This window comes from Gimesia chilikensis (genome assembly GCF_008329715.1).
GTDB lineage: Bacteria > Planctomycetota > Planctomycetia > Planctomycetales > Planctomycetaceae > Gimesia > Gimesia chilikensis.
Window position 1 is genome coordinate 669,440 of the sequence record NZ_VTSR01000005.1, and the last position, 22,445, is coordinate 691,884.

Consider the following 22,445-nt stretch of genomic DNA (forward strand, 5'->3'; position numbering starts at 1 on the left):
CTACAATCCTGGCTGACTGAACTCTCTTCATTCCTGCGGAAATAGACGAAGCTCTCATGCCGATTGACGAAGCCGATCAACTCCTCGTGTCACAAATCAGGCAAGGCGACTCTGACGCCTGGGCCGAGTTGATCGCGCGTTTTGAAGGTCGACTGCTGGCATTCGTCGACAGCCGCCTGCGGAATCGTGCCAGCAGCGAAGATGTCGTCCAGGAAACGTTCATGGGCTTTCTGATCAGTATTCCCAACTACGATGCGAATACGCCGCTGGAATCATTTCTGTTCGCCATCGCCTCGCATAAGCTGACAGACCTGCTGCGAAAACAGGGACGACGCCCGACGATCCCCCTGTTCCCCCACGAAAACGGTGAGCGGGAAAGCTACCGGGAACCGGCAGGACGGACCCGTGTGGCTTCCAGTCTGGCACGGAGCAAGGAGCGTAAAAGCAAAGAAGAGCAGGTCATCAGCGAAAGCCTGTCGGATCTGATTCAGGGCTGGATCAAGAACGGCGAATTCGAGCGACTGGAGTGCATGGAGCAGTTGTTCGTCTCGGGCAGAGCGAATAAAGAAGTCGCTGCCACGCTGCAGATTACTGAGCAGGCGGTTGCCAATCATAAGCATTTTGTGGTCGGCAAACTGAAGGATGCCATCAAAACCGCCCAGATTCTCGATGCCGACCTGCAGGGACTGGGGCTGAATTGAATCTCGCTGGGCGCAGCAAAAAAACCTCATCCGAACATCCCGGACGAGGTTTTCATGTTTCTCGGGTCCGCAACTAACGCTGCGACATCAACTTAGAACTTGATGTGCTTCCGTTTAGCCTTGCGTGCTTTGGCACTGGCAGGACGGCGACCGTGGTTTGCTTTTTTCAGTTTACGCTGTGTTTTAGCCATGACATTATCCTTCGATGGTCTTCAAATTATATGAATTAAGACCACACAATTACTGATGAGGTCTGCAGAATCTCTTTCGTAACGGGTCGGGTATTTTAGTCAAAGTATCGGATGAAAAAAAGCCATTCCACTGAAAATCAGAGACGCTTTACCGAAATCCTCCGGTTTTGACCCGTTTTTTAACCCGAAATCGACTGCATATCAGGCTGGGCATGTGGACTGGTGTTCCGTTTTCCGGTAGCATAGCCTGAACTAATTGAACACTGGACATAATAAAAGTAATCCCCGTTGATGACAGAGACCGTATATGCTGGCCAAGCTTTATACCTATTCCCTGTTTGGCATCGATGCCAGGCCGGTGGAAGTCGAAGTCGATATCTCGCCCGGCGCGCTGCCCAAGACGATTCTGGTCGGGCTGGCGGAAGCAGCCGTCAAAGAGAGCACTCACCGGATCGAACGTGCTCTGGTCAACAGCGGATACAATCGTCCGATCGACCGGATTGTGATCAACCTCTCCCCGGCCGACCTCCCCAAAGATGCCGCTTCGTTTGATTTACCGATCGCCCTGGGATTGTTAACTGCCAGCGGACAGCTCTCTTCAGACCGATTCGAAGACTACGCCGCCGTGGGAGAACTGGCCCTGGATGGTACAATTCGCCCCATTCGGGGTGCTCTGTCGATGGCACTCTCCGCCCGCGAGCAGGGAAAGCAGGGGCTGCTCGTCCCTGTCGAGAATGCCGATGAGGCAGCGGTTGTCGATGGTCTGGATGTCTACGCGGTCGGCACACTGGCCGAAGCGGTCGGCTTTTATACGGGAACACTGCCCATCGAACCGGTCGAGTTCAGCTGGGAAAACGCCCTCGAAGAACATGGCCAGTACGACATCGACTACAGCGATGTGAAGGGACAGGAATACGCCAAACGCGCAATCACCGTCGCTGCCGCCGGCATGCATCATCTTCTCAAGTTGTAACCGGTTTACCCTGTCGCGTAGATTTGCCTTTTTTCTTCCTATAATCAGTTTTGAAGTCCCGCCACATCCTGTCAATTTTTGGTGACTCAAAGCTCCAACCGATTCGTTTCCACTTATTCTCTCGCAACTCCACTCCAGATGCAAGGCTCCCTTCTGGGACCAGATCAACATGTCTTCCAGTGTTGAAGAAAATGCGAATAAACCTTCCCTTTCTGGTTTTACGTTGTTCTGCCAGGTGCCATACAAATTTTCGGAACATTCTATCCTCCCATAGCTCTGGGACAAATTCGCTGAACTGAGCTTCACAAACATCAAAAAAATCGTCAGCTTGTTGTGGTTGAGCAGGTATGAACTTCACCCTCTTTTTGCCTTTCACTTTTTCCCATTTGGGTCTACGTTTGTTTTCGTCGTTTTCATCCTCTCGATATCCTTGCGCAAAAACCTCGATCCTGTCGATTAATTCTTCCAAGTGGATTCGTAATCGTAATCTCAATTCGGCAACGTTCTCCCCGACTATTGCATCCTTCAGAGTTTCAAGATTTTTTGACCAATTGCTTACCATATTTTCGTCCTGCTCGATTATTGAAAGCTCGTGCTCAGCCTCTAATAATTCTCCCTCAATCTCGCTTAGTTTGGACTCACACTTGGTAACTCGATCTTGGTAACGATCACGAATTGATTCTGATTCTGTTCTGCTGATCTGGTCGACCAAATTATCTATCTGTCTGTCTATATCTCTTTTCTCAGCCTCTTTGGCATCAATGCGATGACGGAGTAATAGACATTTTTCAGTCTGTTCATCGGGATCAGGAAGAACCTCTCCGGGATTTAGTTTGATGCAATTATTCAAGATTAAATTCTCACATTCATCATATCGTATACGGTAGCGTTCGCATTTATGTGATCGGTAGCCATTAGAGCATTGGAGATACTGTTGCCCCTTGGGTGGTTTGCCCTTATCAACAAACTGCATTGTGCCGCCACAATAGGCACATTTGATAATTCTTGTAAACAAGTTACTGCATCTGTCTTTTCGCCCGCCACAACCCCGGTTACCGGCAAGCTGTTTTTGAACAGCAAAAAATTGATCGTTACTTACAACCTTAGGATAGTAGTCCGGTATCGGATCGCCATCCGGTATTCGCTTGTTGCCTTGTTTGATATGTAATTGACACTCGCCAATCACAGCACGGTTAGTGATGATTTTTTTTACGTAACTAGATCGCCAACCATTCGGACGTTCCCAAATTTTTTCTTGGTTCATCTTTTCAGCAATAGTGGCTACCCCAACGCCCTGCAGCTTGAGTTTAAAAATACGTTTCAGGCACTTCACCGCATGTGGGATTGGTTTGAAGTCTTCATCTAGCCAAGCAGGACGTCTTTTAGTGATATGAACCCCCTGCTCACGGGCAAGCTTACGTTTCTGCTTCCAGTTTGCTTTACCCCATTCACTCTTTTGACGTGAAGATTCTTCAGCTTGTCGCAGGAAAAGAAACAGTACCATGAACTTTGGGTCTTTATCACAGCCAGGCTCATATTTTTCTTCAGGGCTTATCGTTTGGAGAATTATTCCGTGGTCCCACAGCTTAAAGATTACTTCTCGTAGGGTTTTAACTGTTCCCTCACGGCTCAGGCGGGTAAAATTCTCAACTAGTAAATAGCTACCTGCAGCAATATGTTTTGCTTCTACCATTGCCAAGAAATCTCCCAGTTTACCTTTCGTACGATGTACCCCGTGGTACCCGCTTAATCCCCGATCTGTCAGGTCCAGCGTATCATCCAAGGGCAGTCCAATTTTTTTTGCTGCCTTTTTTGCAAGTTCTAGCTGACGTCTTTCGCTGTCACCCATTGATTGCTCGGGAGTCGAAAAGCGAATGTATGAATAAACTTTTGGTATTGGCTTGCGTCGTCTCTGTGACATGATCTTCGTCCTTTCTTAGACCGTAAATATAAAATGTTAGTAAAATAAATCTGTACACGAGCTTTTAGTGACAACTCACCCCTGTCTTAAAACATCATAAATCGTAGGGCGTGACAGCCCGACAGCCTTTGCTATTCTTGTAACAGGTGTTCCATTTAACTTTAGCTGCTTTATTACCTGAAGCTGCTCTTGGGAGACCTTTCGCCTCCCCGGCTTGCTCCCCCCCCATTGCTTGCCGTCTGCTTTTGCTTTGGCAACGCCTGCCTTGATCCGCTCGCTAATAACCTCGGCCTCAAATTGGGCGACACTAGCTAAAACGTTTGCCATCAGCATGCCAGCAGGCGTGGACAGATCTAATCCGTCCTTTATGCTTACCAGGTTAATGTTGCGTTGCCTCAGCTCGTCAAACAAAGCGGTTAAGCCTGCAGCAGTCCGTCCTAGCCTGTCTAGCCGCCACACGACAAGCTGGGCCACTTTGCCCACACGTATGTTGGCTTCTAAGTCTTGCCAGCCCGGACGTTGCATGGTGCGACCACTGGCGGTGTCGTCGTAGTGCACAATGGGACCACTATGCGTCTCTACCCACCTCTCTAAATCAGGCACCTGGCTCGCATGGGACTGCTCGCTTGTCGAGACCCGTGCGTAAATAGCTGTGTGTTTCATAACCCTTCTCCTGTAGCAAAACATGTTACAAAGTATACATGCGAACATACTATGCAGAGGATGGCTTTTTGTTAAACCCCAAGACCACTTGACGCTTTACAGATTCTTGTGAATTGATTTGCCTCCATTCATAGTCTTTTGGTGGTACTCTCATTTCAGGGTTGGTTTTTTACACTCTGTAGTTGCTTTGATTTATCGTTCCGATCCTCTACCAATTAGCTTGGCTAAAAAGCAGAAAAATAGACTGGCTACCTCTATAGCGCACTAACCCCCTCGTTCTAAAATCGAAATTGTGCCATTTACAAGAGTTACGCTCTTCCCTGTACTCGTAAGCCATATAAATAAAGCCATTTAAGAATTTTTAACTTTCTCTAACTTTTTTCTAATATTACACGCGTTATTTGATGATTTTAGGTGATTGTTTCTTCCTAAATAGGCAGCAATAAACAGTAAACCAGTGTAATCACGAGCAAATCGCAGAATAGGCCAAGTACACATTGTGGTGACTGGCGGTCATGCTCTACATGAAAGTTTGAGGTCTGTTTTCACAAAGCTATCAGATCTTTGCGCTACACAATGTAAAAGCAAAAACCCATCAGGCCCCTTTGAATCTTAATTCGAGGCATGTGCTTATTTAAAAATAAATTCGGTGATTACTGAACACCGTTTCTCATTTAACTTGAACACATCAGATATCGCAGAGAAAATGGCAGGTTGTTCGTTCACGAAAAGGCAATCTGGAGAGATAGGCCTCATCGCGAGCATTGGACTTCACCAATCACATCGTCACGATCCTGCCAGCGTCATATTTCGCTTTAAAGTCGTGCCGTCAATTCGATTGCACAACTATCGATGTCATGCTCAAAGACTGATGAAGAATTAAAATCTGTAATTCATGAAATTCAAAAGATTGACCCTAAAGGTGAACGCATCGCAAGAGTACTGCGTAGCACCCTAGACCAACTCTATGATGGTCAGCACACTGGTCGATATCGCTGGGACCAACTCCATAAAACCGAAAAAACACATTGTGGCACTCTCGTCGAAATCAACTTACATCGCGAGTTTGAATTTGAAGATGGAAAGGATATGGATTACCAAATTTCCGGCATAGAGGTTGACTGCAAATATTCACAATCATTGTATGGGTGGATGATCCCTCTTGAAGCCGTTGGTCACCTATGCATCCTACTTTCAGCGAATGACGAAAGCTCACGTTGGAGTATGGGGATTGTTCGGATATCTACAGAAATCTTGAATCAAGGACGTAATCGGGACTCGAAGCGAAATATCGGAGCTCATGGTCGCGACAATATAGTGTGGATTTTCAAAGATGCTGAACTAAAACCGAATATCTTGTTACAACTCCCCAGGGATACTGTTGAAGCGATAATGGATCTACCAACCGGACAAAAGAGAATTAATGAAATTTTCCGCGTCGCACAAGGAAAAGTAATTGGTAGGGGTGTGATTGCTACTTTAGGCCAGCAAGAAGACTACATGAAAAGGGTCAGAGGCAATGGGGGCTCAAGAGGCAAATTAAAATCCGAAGGAATTATTATTCTCGGGCAGTATGAGAGACACAGACAGATTGCAAAAGAACTTGGCTTGCCAATACCTGACAAAGGTGAATCTGTTAGCATCCGCGTTGCCCCTGCTAATTCTCCGGGACAAGGCGTCGTTGGAATCGAAGATAAACTCTGGAGGATAGCAAAGGACGATGATCCAATTTGTGATGCTCCGGAGGTACCTTATTATTAAACCTTCGCCTTAGCTACTCTAACTCTTTTTCGCTTTACAGTCTTCTTAATAGATATATTTTTAGCGATGTGTTTCGCAATGCAGTTAGAAAGTTTAGGGGGAACAGCATTACCGATTTGGATAGCAATTTTTATCTTTGAGCCACACCATAGGAAATCATCGGGAAATGTTTGTAGCCTAGCTGCTTCCCAATGTGTAATCGGTCGATCCTCTTTGGGGTGGAGGTATCGACCTTTTTCTGGCTTGTAAAACTCTGTCCGAATTGTACATCGAGCCGGTCCGTTCCATTCAAGACGCCCATACAAATCGGTTCCTCCTTGAGTCTTTTTAATCCAACACTGAGGTGTTAGTTCAGGAGCAAGACGTTGCAAATCAAATCGGTTCCCACCTGGTGGAATTAATGCATATCGCTTTTTACTGAGTTCCGTTGGGTTTCTAGCAATGTGTAGCTTCTCCGTTGGTACGGGACCGTTTTGCACAAAGTTATGAACAGTAGGCTTGGCAGGAATCCCCTTAAATGCATCACGCACAGTCGAAACTTCACCTGTTGGTTCTGGAAGTTCAATTGCCCCAATTTTACTTCCTATGATAAATGCTCGCTTTCGGTTTTGCGGAACACCATACTGTGAAGCCAATAAAACGCCGGATCGAATTTCAAACCCTAGCTCTTCAGCTGTTCGAATGATCTCTGCCCCCTCTTCACTTGTTAGGAGATTGGGTACGTTTTCCATGACAAAAACTTTACACCGAGTTGATTTCACCACATCAATGTAATATTGCCATAGAGCTCTTCTAGGATCGTCTGCACGATTTGGCCCTAAGTTCGAAAAACCTTGGCAAGGCGGACCGCCAATAACTATATCTGCTCGAATTTTTTGTACGTCTTTATCGTTAATAGCCTCTTCAATCGGTCTAGAATCAACATGGCACCCAAAGTTTGTTGCATATGTTTGAGCAAATGCCGAATCGTGCTCTATGGCATAGATCGGCTCAAATCCAGCTTGGACAAATCCAAGCGTTAGGCCTCCTGCGCCGGAAAATAAATCAACCAGTTTTGGTTTCTCAATTGTTTTAGCCATTCTCTTTTATCCGTAGCAGCTTCTTGCTTAGAAAATCCATATCCTTCGTCTGGCACTCCCAAATTGTGAAGACATGCCAACCCTTAGAGCGTAACACTCTACCAACTCGACTATCGTTTTTTATATTCTTCTCAATCTTTGAGTTCCAGAATTCCACATTCGTAGCAGGTCTTTGTCCCTTCGGACAACTATGTCCATGCCAAAAACATCCATGGACAAATACGACTGTTTTGTATTTGGGAAGAACAATATCTGGCGTTCCAGCGAGATCCTTCCTATGTAACCTAAATCGCATTCCTAAGGAGTGGAGTACTTTCCGCACGAGGATCTCAGGCTTGGTATTCTTCGATCCTATTTTAGACATAACCTCTGAGCGTTTCTCAGGGCTGAAAACATCCATTATGTACTCCAAGATAATGGTGTTTTGATAGATATTTTTTCTAGATCTATAGAGACTCTATGTTCCTAGCAAAGCGTTGCCACACTCTACATTGTAGTAATGCTATATACAATATTGGAGCAAAAATTACATACTGCACATATTCTACATTCTGTGGAATAGTATCCACATCTCTAGAGCATTTTATGCCCCACTTCCTAGCAAAGTTACCAGTCACAGGGCTTAGTCAATACCCAAATAAGGACGCAATATTGGCTTTGCATGGCACCTCTCGTAGTTTATGTCGTCTCGCGTCGTTAAAACGCGTCAAACGGCAACCTGGACGGTCTTAGGGGAGGGAAATGGTCAGGCCAGCAAGCAGGCCAATGGCTCGGGACAATTTGGGTTAACGTGTAGACCCTCTACACGTCAAAGCACCCTTGACGCTAGCCAAAACAGACCATTGATAGACTTATTTATTACTTATTACGCCCCGCTAGAAAGTAGTTTGGTTTTACCTCAATTCTTGCTTTACAATCACTAGGTTGAGGTGACTTTATGCTAGGACAGCGCAGATACATTTGTTACCATGCTAGGCTGAAGCAGAATTAATTAGATTACGTCTGCTTACAGTGAGAAGTTTTTAAGAAAACTTCAGTTCCCCCCATTAGACCAAACCGAAAGGCAATTTCTAATAGGGTGCTTTTCAAGTTCATTTTGTTTTACTAAGAGGCCAGATTTCATAAAAGTGTCACACACCAACGCATAACGACATTCTTTGTTCGTTTGCAATGACAATTGGTTCTGCTTGCGAGACCCTCGATAAATCGCCAGTTTATTCACTAAGCATCCCGCAAGCACAAGGCACCTCCACGACTGCGTGGGGAGTGTTGCTTGTGCTGCGTTGCTTAGTAGGTTCTGGCGAACCTTTCGAGGGACAAGGTATAGGTGGCCTCCCCACCTTTGCCTTTAAATTTCTCCAGCAGGCCCATGACTTGGCCTATATCCCATCATCCTGGAGAAAACATGACTACACCAAACCACAAACCTGCCTCACCCTCTACCAAAACAGGCTGCCTGGTACCGAGCCTGCTAATCTTTGTCATGTTTTTTTTGACAAGCGTTATAGTTAAAGCGCGCCCCTTCGGTGGTACGTTACTCTCCCTTGCAATTATTGCCGGTGCTGTCGCCTTGTTGTACAAGAAGGACTGGCAGGAGACTGTGTTTAAACCTTTAGGTATAGATACAACCGTAAAGCGGTATGTCGTGCTTGCCTTTACCATCAGCTTCATGCTTTTAACCTTTGTTACAACACACGAAGAAGATGCAGATGCCCTGTGGGCGGAAGGCAAAAAGGCAGAGGCAGTGGAACGCTATGCAGACATTTTAAATCAATCAACCAAGCCCAAAAGCAAAATGCTTAAACGTGTCATCGAGTACTATTTTGAGAGTGGTGACATGGGAAAGGCTAAGCATTTCTGTACTGTGGCCGTAGAAGCAGATGTAGAGCCATCACTTGAACCGAATGAACTTCGGGACTTGTACCAAACAACAAAGTCTGACTTTCTCAGCAAACAGCAGACTGAAAAAGAACCGGAGCAGATTGCAGAACAGCCTTTACCCGAATACGAAGTAATCCAGAAGAAAAACCGCCCCGTCGGTGGGCTACATGCCGAGGTCTTGATCCCCAGCTTTTCACGTGGGACACCGGTGGACACACAACGCCAGGTGGCCAAGGCCATCGCAGACAAAGAGGGTTGTAACACAGTCAACTTATACGCGACCCGTGAAGCCCAGCAGGCCATGAATTCTGCAACTTACAAAGCAGACCACCCTGATGCTGCCAAAGGCTACCTGGGGTCCTGGGGGGTAGTACCTAACGAATACATTGTAGCCGAAGAGTGGGAGTAGACCGCTGCTCTTAAGATTTTAGTTTTATCTCATACTTAGGCTGCTAATGCTAATACTGGCTTGAATTCACTGTGCCCAAATGCCTGAATAGTTTCCTCCGTCACCTTTTCCCAAACAATGGCCTTCTTTTGGGTCGCAGACCAGCTGTCAAATGTGCTGAAGTTTGAGCGAATACGTTCATTATCTGGTGCAAGTAGCATGGCCTCTTCAAATGCCTGCCTAATCTGAGCTACAGGAAAACCCAACTCGCATTTAGCTATCGCAATCCATTCAAATAAACTGGCTCTAACTAAATCAGATGCTGACATAGTCAACGCGAGTTCGGACATACGAATGCAGTCCTCTAGACGGTTACTGATGAGTAGATTATGCGCCAGATAGAAATACGGCCATACCAGAGGGGTGCGAAGTTTTATCGCTTCTTCAAAATCAAGAATACTGCCAGCGTCCGTACCGTATAGCAAAATACCTCGTGCAACCAAGAGCGCATCATTATGTGGACTAGCAGCGATTCCTCTATTATAGGCCTTCAGTGCCTCTGCAACATTCCCAAGGTGATCTTGGCAAGTAGCAATTAATGACAAGGCCATTAAGAATATTGAATCAAGCGTGGAGTCATCCGACTCTAGCGCTAGTGCAACTGGCTGAAGTATTTGCAGTAACTCTTCAAGGACAATGCGCGATTCAACTTCTTGCATCTTTAGTGTCGATGCGTAACGTATCTCTGCTGCTTTCACAACAACCTCTGGTGGAACGTCGTCATGATTGGCTAGAAAATTCATTGCGATTTGTAGAGCCTTCTCAGAAGACTCTGTGCGAAGACTTTGAAGAAACATCACAGTGTAATTTGGATTGTCCGAATCCAAGTCAGCGGCTTGCTTAAAGAAAACAGATGCAGTGGCGTCATCTCCGGCCTCCATCCAAACGCTCCCACGAACGTATGCACAAATCGCAGCATCAACATGCTCCCCTCCCATCCGAAGAAGTTCAAGAGATTTATCCCACTGTCCATACTGATGAGCTATGAATGCCTCAAACAGTTTATTTTGGGATTGTGAGGTCGGTGGTTTAAGCTTCGGAGGATTTGTTATTGAGTAGAGATCTACTGAAAGCCCTGTAATCCTCTCCTTCTCCTGATCCGATAGCAAGTGCCAAGGATATTCCATTTGGTCGCGTACTTCATCTGCTTCAACGCTGTCAGATTTTCCCTCAACTTCTAGCTCGTGCAGTCGTAGCAAACCATGCACAACATCTCGATAATACTTCTCGCTTGAAAATTTAGCATGTGGCATGAATTAGTCCTCGTCAACCACCCACTGTTCCCGCGTCGAAACCAACGCGTTTTCGTAGTCACTCAGACTCATGAGTGAATTTGGGCACATAACACCGTGCCTATCACTGCTTACCTTAAGAGTCAGTGATGCCGATACGTTACTATCCCGAAAATTTCCGTCCCCCATTCTGAAACAATACAGACTGCTTGAACCTCGGGCGCCAGGAACTTCGTCGATCAGCCGTTTCGAGATGAGGAAAAAAGGCAGAGCACGCCACCTGGGGGCGACTGACATTCCTTTATTATTCAAAAGTACGCAGCCTTGATCGTCAAGATCAACATCGGTTATCCCATTGACCGGCTCACTACGAACCCCTAATCCTTTGCCAGTCGAATCTACAATGGGCTTGTCGTCGTTACCCTTACGCATCGCTCGGTACATTTTTGGCATTATAGCTCCATTATGCTCATCGCTTAATTACCAAATCAACAAGTGGTCAGATATGATCTTATTTTCATTTTATCGGTCGAAAGTGGCCTATGCAATGGCATCATCGTCAGGTATCCGTTTCTATTGACAACCAGCCTCCAGTTAAACATAATTACACCACCCTCGTACCTTGATGCCCCGAACAATTCAAGCTTGCTACCAAATCATTTTTTTGCGAGCATGGCCACATGTCAGAACTATTGACACTCTGCAAAAACCTGACCACCGAAGGGCTGTCGGCCCCCTCAGATTATGCGTCAATTTTTCCTGAAAATGACGCATCACTTCGAGCTGCCATCGCCAAATTTCGGGGATTAAAAACTGACGTTAAAAGCGACCTCTCGCCTGAATCCCTGTTGCGTCTCAAGGCGTCTTTAATCCTGTCAGATTTTACATCCGTCTTCGTTGAAGGCGGTACTAATATGATTGTACTCATGGCCGCTGGCGAAGCACCATATTGGCCAAAATTCGTAAATATTCCACCGGAAGTCTTGGAACAACACAACGTCGCCATGAATAATGGAACTCCCATGGTCTTCCCCGGGCACACCATGCGAGATGATGACGATGTAGCTCAGTTCCTTTGTGATACTGCGCCGCTCGCGGAAGCAGGTCGTCTTCTAGTTCGGCCCCATCCAGTTCTTCTCGCGTATCAAAACGGAAGAAACGAACAAGGAGGTCGTAATATTCAAATTTTAGATGTTGAGCCCAATCTTCCAGATTCAGCATGGATATACCGGGATTCCCAGTCTGAACAATCGGCGCTGCCTCTGTTGGATTCTGCGCCGCCCAACCCGGCGACCGAGCTGTGTACCATTTCCGTGCCATATATCGACGGCGTGCCATTCGCAGACCTCGCGAAGATACTGGATGACGAGAGTGACTCGCTATCTACGTTTCGACAGAGCGTATTGACATTACTCGCTACAGCACGGGACGACCCCGGCGAGTCTTACGATGTTTTCAACGACGTCGTTCGTCCTGCAACAGACAAGATCAATCAGCAATTCAAAACTATCACTACAATGAATAGGCTCAAAGTCGGCGGGGCAACCGTCAGCGCCGTTGCACTGAGCCTTCTCACTCTCAGTGGTATCGCCATACCCCCAGCAACGTCAATGCTCGGAGCCGGTGGTCTAATTATGCTTCTTGCAAGGGAGTACGCGGAGTATGTTAAGTCGCGTGATTCACTTAAGGAAATGCCGTTCTACCTAGCCTGGCGGCTTAGAAACCATGGAGACAAAAACAACTAACAAAATCCCGCGGCGGTCGGCATAGGTATATCGCAATTGGAAGTTGTTTGCACCAGCTGGTGAATGCGACGTTTAGGTTGAGATACAAGAATGACTCATGAGTGAATTCGGCATCTCTGCAGCCGGAGCTACGGCTAGTGGTGTTGGTGGAGCTGGGCTTGCTAAGGTCCTTTGCGTCGACGTCTGTTGAGATGTCCGTTTAACTATTGTGTGAATCGAGGCGGCAAATCAAGTGAGCTTCGAGATCAACATAACCGTCGTCGCCCGGTTGTGATGATCGTCGTGCGTGAGGAATCAAGAGGTGTCTATTACAGAGATACTCAGTATTAGTGCTGCTGTCCTAAGTTCGTTAGGTGGTGGGGCAGCAATAATTTTCGGCTTTTCCAACTGGCTTGGAAAAATTTGGGCTAGTCGGCTTATGGAGCGCGAGAAAGCAAAGTACGTGCGCGAACTTGAATCACTGCGTAATCAGTTCACACAAGAGATAGAAAGCTATAAGAACAAACTAAAAAAATCAGAATTTATCTTTGAACGTCAGTTTGATGCCGCATCTGAATTTGTTTCACTTCGTTTAAATATTATATCGGTACCATTTACTCATCCAGAAATGGATTGGGGGGAAGTTTGTGCAACTATTGCGCAAGACTTTAATAAGATTGAGAAACAACTCGATTTGTATATTTCTAAGCATGGGGCCGTCTTAGGAGAGGATATCACCAATCTAATTTTTAGCGCGGGTGCCGAGGCCGCAATGGGAAAGTTTGAGGTATCTAACGATAACGAAAACGACAGAGCTTTGGATGCAGCTGATAAGCTTTGTGATCATTTGGCTGAAGCTGAGAAAAAATTAATAGAGCTAGTACATTCGCAATCAAGCAACTAACACTGGATATTTATCCGAGAGTTCCCCAAGACTGCTACCAGCCAAATACGGCACCGTCTCGGCCTTGTAAGTCTCTTCTCGTAGTCTCGCGTCTCGCATGTTTAAAACGCGTCAGAAGGCAACCTGTGCGGTTCTCGGGTGGTGTTTCGGTCATGCCAGCAGACAGGCTAAGGCCTCGTGGACAATTTGGTGTAAGCTTTGCTATCATAAATGACTCTCCCAGATAGAAAGGTCGCACATGCGTTCTATTGCTGATGTCGAGGCCGAGCTAACTGCTTTCGAAATTCCGATTGACGAAGTTGAGTTTTACAACCACCAGAGCTTCATTACTGCGGAACAACACAACCCGTTTTTGCTGGAGACATACTGTGAATACGTCGCGAGTCAGAAGTATTCACAGGAGTATTTGGAGCGAAGCAGACGCGTTGTGCCGCTGGTGGCAGACTACCTTTACGGAGAGTTGAAGCAGGACGGAAAACTTGGTGCGTGCCTGGACTTCGTTCAGTCGGCGATGAAAATCTACGAGCGTTTAGGTATCTGGTGTTCTACGATGGCAGGTTCCCTGACAATCGAATTCGATCCAGCAACGAAACAGCAACCACGGTACTGGGCACATTTTTTCGATGCCCCCGAAGGCTCGAACGCCGCTGGCCACGCTTGGTTGATGGTGCCGCCGTTCCACGTTATTGATATGACGATTGGCTTACAACAAAACACAGCAGACATCCAGCAATACTTGCCAGAATTTGTCCTTGAAGAGACTGTCGGTCCCGTTGCGGGTGTGGCACTTGAAGACATTTTAGATCAGGACTTGATGACTCAAGCGCGAATGGCCAGATCTCCGGTCCCGACGATCCACCAACTGATGAAACTTCATCCGAATATTGCAAGAATGTTGACCAAGTTTCCGCCTTTCTCAGTCAAGTGCGAACAAGCCACTTTGAAGTATTTTCCATGTCGAACCGGAGCCCTAATCGAAAAATTCGAAGATGTAAAGACGCACTGTTTTTCAGGCCAGACCGTTCCCGAATTGTTTACCGCAATGATGGATAGGCTTGGAGACGATCTTGCCTGACGCAAGGGCCTCCTGAATGGCCACCTTTCTCCATTAGAAGAGGCAAGATGTCTGAAGCCTATTCTACGATCTTGTAGACAAATCCAGCAGCTGTGGACTTCTTGTGTCTTCGCAAAAAAACTCTGCTCTATAGGGGGATCGCGACCGGTATGGACTGTTCCTTAAGGGTTGCGATAAACCTGCGAAAGTGCGGATTCTGTCAACGAAAGTCATTGAATCACATACAATCACTCAAATGACCGCTTGCGCGGGTCATTATATGACTTTGTAAGCCACCTCTCATAGTTCTTTGCGAAAGTGCGTTAGACGGCCACCTGTGCGGTTCTCGGGTGGTGTTTCGCCCATGCCAGCAGACAGGCTAATGCCTCATGGACAAATTAGTGCGATTGTGTAGAGACACTACACGTTAAACCAATCTTATCACCAGCCGAACCAGACCCTTACGACAAACGAGGCTGTTTTATCCCTACTTAATACAATCGTGTAGAAGGACTACACGAAAAACTATTTTGAAACCAAACTCCTGAAGATAACGCGTCACAATTCTATGTACCGAAGATGTCGTTCGGACTAATTTTCAATTCAACACCGGAAACAGAAATTTCAATGGTTCAAGGTAGTAGATGAGTAAAAATACATATTAAGGAAGCTGGGGGCAGTACTCATGGTGTGAATTGATATTAGACATAAACCTAGGTATTTTAAGCATTTGTCAATAATCAGTATTGCAGAGAAATAAATGACAGACCTTCAACGATACAAACAGTATGAAGCAGGAGCACTATGCAGCGTCGCCGGATGTGATGCTCTCGCGGAATTCGAAGTTTATCTTTACGATTACTACATAGACACCGCCGTAGAATTCTTCGAACAGGACCTTACGTGTCCATTTCTTTGTAAGTCGCACATGGAGCAGAATGAAGCAGAGGCAGATGGGGAACGCAGGCCTCGTGGCCAAATTTATTACCCGTTTAGTAATGGTCATTATGCCCAGGGTTACACAAAATACGCTCCGCTTGCTTCGGTCTTCCCAGTTTTGTTTGACGCAACCGGGCAACCGTTTACTAAAGAAGTGGTTATAGCCTACCAAACTATCAACGACGAGCTAATCCAGTTCCTGTCGAAACACCCAGATAAACTTCACGACTTAGACCCACGCCGATTCGAGGAGCTGGTCGCCGAGTTATTTCGAAAACAAGGGTTCCAGATAACTCTTACTCCCCAAACGCGTGATGGCGGTAAGGATATATACGCGCTAAAGCATGATCAGTTTGGGAAATCGCTCTATCTCATTGAGTGCAAGCGGTATGCTAAACATAACAAAGTTGGAGTCGAGACACTCCGTAGTCTTTACGGCGTAGCTACCGTGGAGAACGCCACAAAGGGTATCATCGCCACAACGTCTTCGTTCACAAAAGACGCCATCGACTTCGCGTCTCCTCTAGAATACAAACTGAGCTTGCGAGATTTTGACGCGTTAAGTGAATGGCTCATAGACTACACAACAGATGCATAATCCTGACATGCTTCTTGATAATAGCCATTTAATACCGCGGCCATATACTGCACTTTCTCGGCCCAGTAAGTCACATCGCGTAGTTTCTCGTCATCTCGCATGGTGAAAACACGTAAGAGGGCAACCTCGACGGTCCATTGGTGGGCCACGGTCTTGAATGGCTATATCCAAGGCCTGTATATATTGGAGACCATTTGGTGCTATCGTGTAAAGGCTCTACACGTTAAACATTTTTTGAAACTAAAAAGCATATTTCATTTGCATGTAGGTCTAAATAGTGATCTCATGTCACTATCTCAGCGAAGCATTAAGAGAGTGTTGAAACACAATAATACGCCATAACACTTATATTGAATATTATTTAAGCTGGTTAGGAATAATTAGAACGTGCCAGACAATGAAGAGCTTGAGCTACTAAGGCCCACAACCTTCCACCGGATATATGACCTAGTAGCATCAGCGGGTGTAAATGTAGAGGACTGGGGTAACTACAAAGGCGGGCCGTCCAAAGCGTCTCAGAATCCTAAGTACTGCTATGAATGGTCATTTGACGTGCCAGGTAAATTCTCTATTCTTTGCCTCTGGTTCGATGAGCTAGAATGCTCGAACGGATCGATATTTCAGAAATTAAATCTCCAGAAAGAAATCCAATCATTCCAAGATCAAAAGTCTAAGTCCGACCCGATGATTAGACGCGCTCAGCGAATGGACAAGCACATCGTGAATGCTTTCGAACGACAACTTCCTATAAAAGTCATTATTTGTGACGGCTCGCGACGAGACAAGGACAACCCTAATTCGAAAGCCTCAAAAGTGAGTGGCCGGAAGTTGGATCCTATACCATGGGCAGTAACCACTTACGATCCATCTACGGGTAATTGTGTAATAACTCGCAATGGAGCAACCATTAAAATATTTGATCAGTATTCAGTTCCAATAGATCCAGTCCGTAAACGAGTACAACAAACTGAAACCTATATCCGCGACAGAGCACAGCGCGATGCAGCATTACATCGTGCTTGCGGAAACTGTGAGTACTGTGGGATGCCTGGCTTCGAAACAAAAAGCGGGTATATCTACCTAGAAACACACCATGTCGTACCTTTGTCGGAAGGCGGAGCGGACCACGAACGTAACATCGTGGCTCTGTGCGCAAACGATCATCGTGCGGCACACTATGGTAAGAACCAAGAAGAAATTAGGGATAAACTGAAGGACTTACTCTCGCGATATTACACCTAACTAAACTATGTGATAAGCAATAAAACATGCTTCGGCATCGTCCTCAGTTATCGCTTGACATGTTCTTCGTCATTGCTCATTATCCCACTGCCTTTGCGTTTAAATGGGCTTTATCAAAAAAGTCGCTTTTTTTCATATTAGCCATCAAAGACTATCACATGACCGATTTTTTAAAATTGTCAAGCTACGTCCTAGATGATCCCTTCCTACTACTGGCACTTAGTCTCTCAGCTCCAGCGGAACAAAGTTCCGATCTCGTAAATCAGTCATTCAACATTGATCTAGCAACTGATGGGATTCACCTTAAGTTCCCTTATCCTAAAGTACCACTGGATAAAACAGGGCAGCTTTATTCATCAAAAGAAACTATCGCGTTATCTTTTGTTCTGTTAGAAATGTGGCTACGCGGCGGAAAAGAAGCCGAATCCAAGATCGAGCGTGTACTTCGCGACTTTGCCGTGGAGGTTGCGACTTCCGCAAACTTTCCCGAACAAGGTATACTGAAACCAGATATCGAAGGCCAAAAAAAGGGATGCACACAGTACTTGCTTAAAGAACTAGGTGCTGCTGACATTTTATTGTATTCCATGGATGACAGATTGATCCACACCTTTCGAGCCCTCGAGAATAATGGGCTGGTAATTGATCCGGGTATAACCGGGGCAGCAGGCATTATGGTTTTACTGGGATTGGTACCCGTGCGTTGGTGCGTTCGCACTCCAAAAGGACAACGTGTCCTTCGGGAAGTAAGGATTCGTGCTGGCCTATGGTCCCTAGATATGCAACAGGTACGCAAGGGTAAGAAAATTTCTACTGACTGGGATTTGAACATTCGTGGTGTCGACTTCACAAAGAAAGTCTTGACCATGTTCTGTAAAGAATACCTCGCAACCGAAGTGCGCGAGCGAGATCGCTTGGGTCTACCGAACATTGAGCAACCATCTAGAATCAATATCGATCACAGTTCAAATGATGGCTAATAATTAAGTAAATTAGAGCATCGAATCCGGTGGAACCTGAAATCAAGGCGTGATATCACCGCTCGGTTGTGCTGGATTTCGGGCGAAGATGTACCACCTTTCATGGTTCCTGACCGAGAGACACCAGGAAGCGAACTCGACCGTCCTTGTAGGTCTTTTACTGTGTTATACAGGTAGCACTTTTTACACTTGTTCCTGCTATCGTGCAGGCCCTCTACACGATAAATAATTTTATACGCGGGTACCAAGCCAATATCTGCCAAGACTCATACGTTAACGCTTCATCGGATAAAGAAAAGACGGGTACAGGGCCACCAGTTGCGTCATCGGGTGGGAAACCGGTATTGGGGGGTAGCCCTCTAGCCCCCACACACGTCTCCCCAAAGACAGACACCAGCCAAATACGGCACCGTCTCGGCCCTGTAAGTCACCTCGCGTGGTTCTCGCCACCTCGCATGGTCAAAGTGCGTCAGACGGCCACCAGTGCGGTTCTCGGTAGTGTTTAGTAACCGGCCTTGTATGCGTCGGGAACCATTTAGTGCAATCGTGTAGAGGGTTATTCAAAAACCCGGCATTACTTGTACAGAGTTGAAATCCTAAGACTGCAATCGATCTCTAATTTTCCGATGTCTCCTAATTATTCTGATGCAGAATATGTATGTGGAAATAATCTTCGCATCATTTCCTCTTCCTCAGCTTCTTCTTTCCTAATTAGACTCTGTCGGTACCGAGGAGAACTATTCGCTCTTTTTGATCTTTTTGATTCTATTTCGTTAATTGTGATGATCCGATAAGGACCTCTAATATTCCGACGTGTTTCTTCGTCCTGTTGATATTCTTTTGCCTCCTCGTAGCTCATACCATAGCTTATCAACTTTCGAACTTGTTCCATTCTGAATTCATCTTCTTCTCTTTCAATCTTGGCTTGTTTTTCTCGTTCCTCTTCTCTAATTCTAATCTCTGTCAGCCACATCATAGGTACGGTAGCAATCAATAAAATTATAAAAGTGCATCCCCCAATAAATCCGAATATTTCTTTATAATTTCCAGTTACCAACAAAAACTTAAAATAGTCTATTAGGTTTAAATCTTCTGACTTAATTACATCTGCTGATATCTCAATCTCTTTATTCAAGCCAGCGCTTCGGCTCTGCACAGATCGCTTGACCTCTATCTCTGGAATTCTAACCAGCGTATCACAAACTGTGCATACAGTAGCCTTCCCAGCCTCTGTATAGGCAGCACTGAAATTTGAACCACAAATGGGACAGTGGACAATAATCATTTATTAACTCGCATCGAATCAATTACACAATATCTACAAGCATATTTACGTTGTCTAACCCCCATCTAACATTTCTGAATACAAGAAAAGCCACACGGGTTTAGTTTCCTTCTCAAACACGACAGATTATTTTAACATTACATCTGTCGTTCGCCATCCCGGACGGTAATAACGCGTCAGACGGCAAAATGTGCGGTTCTCGGTGGTGTTAAACGGTGGGCTGTAAGTGCTATTGGCCCACAGGTCGTTATATCGTGGCACATGCCCCACCACCAAAAGTAATAGCCCCTGGCTACCCACCAAACATAAGGACGAGGCTGGTCATGTAGTGTTGGCTTTAGATGACTGTGCTTTATGCTTGGTGTTTAATGCCTGCTTTATTTTGATTTTTACGCTTCTTTCTTCTTTTCTTTTCTCTCTATCGATTTCATACACTTCGCCGTAAAAGACTTGGACTCCAAGTCTCAATTGCTCATTTAATCCGTCCCATAATTCGTCTACCTGGCCCCACTCGGCAAGCAGGTCCAGTTCGTAGGGTGTAAGTCCACGGAGCTTTTCAGCAAATTGTTTTCGCACATTATCCAAGTACATACTCCGCCTCAACTCGGCTGCACTTAAAATTGGCTTATCCTGTTTTTTAGGTTTGTTTCGAACAATCTCCATAAACTTGTTGATACTGTCGATCTTAATGCCGCTTGCCCGTGCAGCTAACATTTGTGGCGAGTCCCATTCGCGAGCAATACGCATGTAGATAAGTGACGTCTCTTTGGACATTACGCCGGGTTCAATTAGTTCTCTTTGCCGCCACTTGGACCATTTCAAACGATGGCCTAACCGGCGTTTTACTCGCAATAAGCCTTCGCCTGCCTCTTTTGCCTCATTCAGGAAGCCCTGCCATGATTCTAACGCTTTCCAGTGGTGCTTTGTTATTTCTGCAGTAAGGTATTCTAATCTATCTTTTAGCTCTTGGCCCTTTAGCTTTTTACCAATGCCAGGGCCATCTGTGTGGTGTGGGGTATTGTGTCTGGGCATAATATTATGTCTCCCTAAAAATGGTTACTGTGTAGTGGGTCTACACGTTTAAAATTGTCTTTGTAAATTTTATCCGTGACATGGAGTTGCTCATTGGTTTGGGCACGTTAGGTGGCGCGTACGACAGATGCGAACCTGTCGCGTTGTCAGTGGTGGCTGGTAATCTTTGTTTTGTTTGGACCTCCGTCTGGACAATAATATTGGTGAGAAGTAAATTGAATTCTTAATGACAGACTCTCAGGCATCCTCATTACGTTTATTGCATTAGCTATCTCTGTATTTAAAACAACCGAGGGGGAGGGGGGGAGGGCCGGTGCCCGACCAGACCCACCTCCCCAATACACCGGGGCGAATTGACGTAAACCATTACGCACAAAACGATTAGCAACCTCAGGGATTTTAATATTATTGATGCTTAAAATACTCTTTTTATGACTGGTTTGTATTGAAGAAATTTGTAGTACATGTCACTCATTGTTGCTTCTGCAAAGTCAACATCAGACAACTTGCAAACAATAGAATCATGGATTCCTAATGCCGGTTTAGCCGATCTAGCAAAGGCTTCAAGGATGTGAAGCATGATCCGACCGTCTTCCGTCATTAGGTCAATTCCACACCCAGTGAAGAAACGGTCTGCCAAGTCGGCATGGACTGCCATAAGTCTGTTTACAAGCTCTGGTGCTCGTAGTTTTTCAATTTTAAAAACCACTTCATGCAGGAAGTCATGTTCAGGATGTTCTGTTAGTAACTTACTAATTGCAGAGTGGGCTTTGGGACGGCTGGTAACGTTCCAGCAAATGTTAGTGGCCCTCTTTATAAAATCTCGTACGGTCGCCCGGCCTGTCTCTTCAAAGTTCTTAAGTCCATAAAACCTAGGCATCACTTTCTCAGGGTGGTACACATCGCCTTTGGGATCGATACGTTTCAAATGGTATAGCATTCGGGTAGCCATACCTGAGAAATCTAGTTCAGCGACAGACTCGCCATCAATCAGCATCGTGCGACGAGTTGACTTTGACAGGTTTTGACCACTGATTTCGCCCCAAGAATAAAGCCTTGCAGCTCGAAAAAAATGTCCTAAATGTATTTGCCGAACACAAGGGTTTGGCTGGAACACAAACTCGCGACCAGATTCGGGATCAATAGCAAATGCCTGCCAAGAATGCTGAAGATTAGAACGATTGATGTATTCAATACGGTCTTCCATAGCTCGCCAGAACTCTAGACCATTTTTGATAGCCTGTGGGTCAGGCCTGCCATCAGATCCAAGCTGTGCTCGATTTTCGATTGTAGACAAGAACTGAAGAGGCTGCTTTTGCCTATCCACTGGAAGAAGCTTACCAGTGCTGAGGTCAATCTTTCCGGTATGTAAATAAATTAGTGCAAGTGGCTTTGGGTTGTGTGGTCTCTCGCTGTTTCTTACAAGGTCGAGTTTGAGTAACAAACGAAGTTCCCATTCTTGCCGGAGCTCAAGTAACTCACTTGTTGCACAGTAACGGGTCCGCCTACCTGCTTCCTCACTGCCCAAACAGTCTTTAGCCAAACCTGCATTAACAATCTTATCCCACACCGCAATTCGTAGGCGTACTCCAGGTTGGTCCTTCCGTCGTGTGTCACTCACAACCTTTCCGGTCAGCCCAGTTAAAATAAGTTGGTGGATAGCTTGTGTGGCAATCTCATTTTTCTGTGCGATCTTATAGCCCGTATTACCCAAGCGAGGTAGAACAAACTCATCCATAAAACACGTAAACTCCGGTGGAATTTCATGCAAGTGATACGGTACGCTTGGTAGATCACGTAGGTGATAGTTATTACCTTTGGCCATAGCGGTTTCCCT

At 45.8% G+C, this 22,445-nt stretch carries 18 protein-coding genes and 1 pseudogene; 10 read left to right on the plus strand and 9 right to left on the minus strand.

Annotated elements, in window-relative coordinates; genetic code table 11:
* Positions 1 to 56: 56 nt before the first annotated feature.
* Entirely contained in the window at positions 57 to 701 is a 645-nt protein-coding gene (locus FYZ48_RS06995) for an RNA polymerase sigma factor (protein WP_149338783.1), read from the plus strand.
* 92 nt (positions 702 to 793) lie between these two features.
* Here the strand turns inward: FYZ48_RS06995 and FYZ48_RS29865 are convergent, their stop codons facing one another.
* Positions 794 to 892, minus strand: coding sequence for a 50S ribosomal protein bL37 (locus FYZ48_RS29865; RefSeq protein WP_002645378.1), 99 nt, complete (start codon positions 890 to 892; stop codon positions 794 to 796).
* 307 nt (positions 893 to 1,199) lie between these two features.
* Here FYZ48_RS29865 and FYZ48_RS07000 point away from each other — a divergent pair.
* Positions 1,200 to 1,862, plus strand: a pseudogene (locus FYZ48_RS07000) (magnesium chelatase domain-containing protein); the annotation flags it as partial.
* Here the strand turns inward: FYZ48_RS07000 and FYZ48_RS07005 are convergent.
* Positions 1,855 to 3,786, minus strand: coding sequence for a recombinase family protein (locus FYZ48_RS07005; protein ID WP_149338785.1), 1,932 nt, complete (start codon positions 3,784 to 3,786; stop codon positions 1,855 to 1,857). The pseudogene FYZ48_RS07000 and the gene FYZ48_RS07005 sit on opposite strands and share 8 nt — an antisense overlap.
* Before the next feature lie 75 nt (positions 3,787 to 3,861).
* A complete protein-coding gene (locus tag FYZ48_RS07010; protein ID WP_187781905.1) occupies positions 3,862 to 4,449 on the minus strand; it encodes a recombinase family protein in 588 nt (195 codons plus the stop codon).
* A gap of 852 nt (positions 4,450 to 5,301) precedes the next feature.
* Here FYZ48_RS07010 and FYZ48_RS07015 point away from each other — a divergent pair.
* The gene (locus tag FYZ48_RS07015) at positions 5,302 to 6,210 is read left to right on the plus strand and encodes a NaeI family type II restriction endonuclease (protein ID WP_149338789.1); all 909 of its coding nucleotides are present in this window, start codon (positions 5,302 to 5,304) and stop codon (positions 6,208 to 6,210) included.
* Here FYZ48_RS07015 and FYZ48_RS07020 read toward each other — a convergent pair.
* On the minus strand, positions 6,207 to 7,289 hold the full coding sequence (locus FYZ48_RS07020) for a DNA cytosine methyltransferase (protein WP_149338791.1): 1,083 nt from the start codon (positions 7,287 to 7,289) through the stop codon (positions 6,207 to 6,209). The genes FYZ48_RS07015 and FYZ48_RS07020 overlap by 4 nt on opposite strands.
* Positions 7,282 to 7,689, minus strand: coding sequence for a very short patch repair endonuclease (locus FYZ48_RS29870; RefSeq protein WP_187781906.1), 408 nt, complete (start codon positions 7,687 to 7,689; stop codon positions 7,282 to 7,284). The genes FYZ48_RS07020 and FYZ48_RS29870 overlap by 8 nt, the downstream gene beginning before the upstream one ends.
* 1,005 nt (positions 7,690 to 8,694) lie before the next feature.
* On the opposite strand from FYZ48_RS29870, the gene FYZ48_RS07030 reads away from it, so the two are divergent.
* Positions 8,695 to 9,579, plus strand: coding sequence for a hypothetical protein (locus FYZ48_RS07030; protein WP_149338793.1), 885 nt, complete (start codon positions 8,695 to 8,697; stop codon positions 9,577 to 9,579).
* Between the two features lie 35 nt (positions 9,580 to 9,614).
* Here the strand turns inward: FYZ48_RS07030 and FYZ48_RS07035 are convergent, their stop codons facing one another.
* Positions 9,615 to 10,871, minus strand: coding sequence for a tetratricopeptide repeat protein (locus FYZ48_RS07035; protein WP_149338795.1), 1,257 nt, complete (start codon positions 10,869 to 10,871; stop codon positions 9,615 to 9,617).
* Positions 10,872 to 11,530: 659 nt separating this feature from the next.
* Between FYZ48_RS07035 and FYZ48_RS07040 the strand changes: the two genes are divergently transcribed.
* From FYZ48_RS07040 to FYZ48_RS07065, 6 genes are all read left to right on the plus strand, one after another.
* Positions 11,531 to 12,595 (plus strand): hypothetical protein, encoded by a 1,065-nt coding sequence (locus FYZ48_RS07040; protein WP_149338797.1) that lies wholly within the window; start codon positions 11,531 to 11,533, stop codon positions 12,593 to 12,595.
* A 301-nt stretch (positions 12,596 to 12,896) separates the two neighbouring features.
* The gene (locus FYZ48_RS07045) at positions 12,897 to 13,478 is read left to right on the plus strand and encodes a hypothetical protein (protein WP_149338799.1); all 582 of its coding nucleotides are present in this window, start codon (positions 12,897 to 12,899) and stop codon (positions 13,476 to 13,478) included.
* 238 nt (positions 13,479 to 13,716) lie between these two features.
* Complete coding sequence (locus tag FYZ48_RS07050) at positions 13,717 to 14,553, plus strand: hypothetical protein (RefSeq protein WP_149338801.1); 837 nt, start codon at positions 13,717 to 13,719, stop codon at positions 14,551 to 14,553.
* A 739-nt stretch (positions 14,554 to 15,292) separates the two neighbouring features.
* Positions 15,293 to 16,069, plus strand: coding sequence for a restriction endonuclease (locus tag FYZ48_RS07055; protein WP_149338803.1), 777 nt, complete (start codon positions 15,293 to 15,295; stop codon positions 16,067 to 16,069).
* 705 nt (positions 16,070 to 16,774) lie between these two features.
* Positions 16,775 to 17,311, plus strand: a complete 537-nt coding sequence (locus tag FYZ48_RS29875; protein WP_390625122.1) for an HNH endonuclease — start codon at positions 16,775 to 16,777, stop codon at positions 17,309 to 17,311.
* 26 nt (positions 17,312 to 17,337) lie between these two features.
* A complete protein-coding gene (locus FYZ48_RS07065) occupies positions 17,338 to 18,291 on the plus strand; it encodes a hypothetical protein (RefSeq protein ID WP_149338808.1) in 954 nt (317 codons plus the stop codon).
* A gap of 637 nt (positions 18,292 to 18,928) precedes the next feature.
* Here the strand turns inward: FYZ48_RS07065 and FYZ48_RS07070 are convergent.
* The 3 genes from FYZ48_RS07070 to FYZ48_RS07080 form a co-directional block, all read right to left on the minus strand.
* Complete coding sequence (locus tag FYZ48_RS07070) at positions 18,929 to 19,576, minus strand: hypothetical protein (protein ID WP_149338810.1); 648 nt, start codon at positions 19,574 to 19,576, stop codon at positions 18,929 to 18,931.
* A gap of 321 nt (positions 19,577 to 19,897) precedes the next feature.
* Positions 19,898 to 20,608: a hypothetical protein gene (locus tag FYZ48_RS07075; RefSeq protein ID WP_149338812.1), complete on the minus strand. Its 711-nt coding sequence runs from the start codon at positions 20,606 to 20,608 to the stop codon at positions 19,898 to 19,900.
* A 415-nt stretch (positions 20,609 to 21,023) separates the two neighbouring features.
* Positions 21,024 to 22,433, minus strand: coding sequence for a hypothetical protein (locus FYZ48_RS07080; protein ID WP_149338815.1), 1,410 nt, complete (start codon positions 22,431 to 22,433; stop codon positions 21,024 to 21,026).
* Between the last annotated feature and the right edge of the window lie 12 nt (positions 22,434 to 22,445).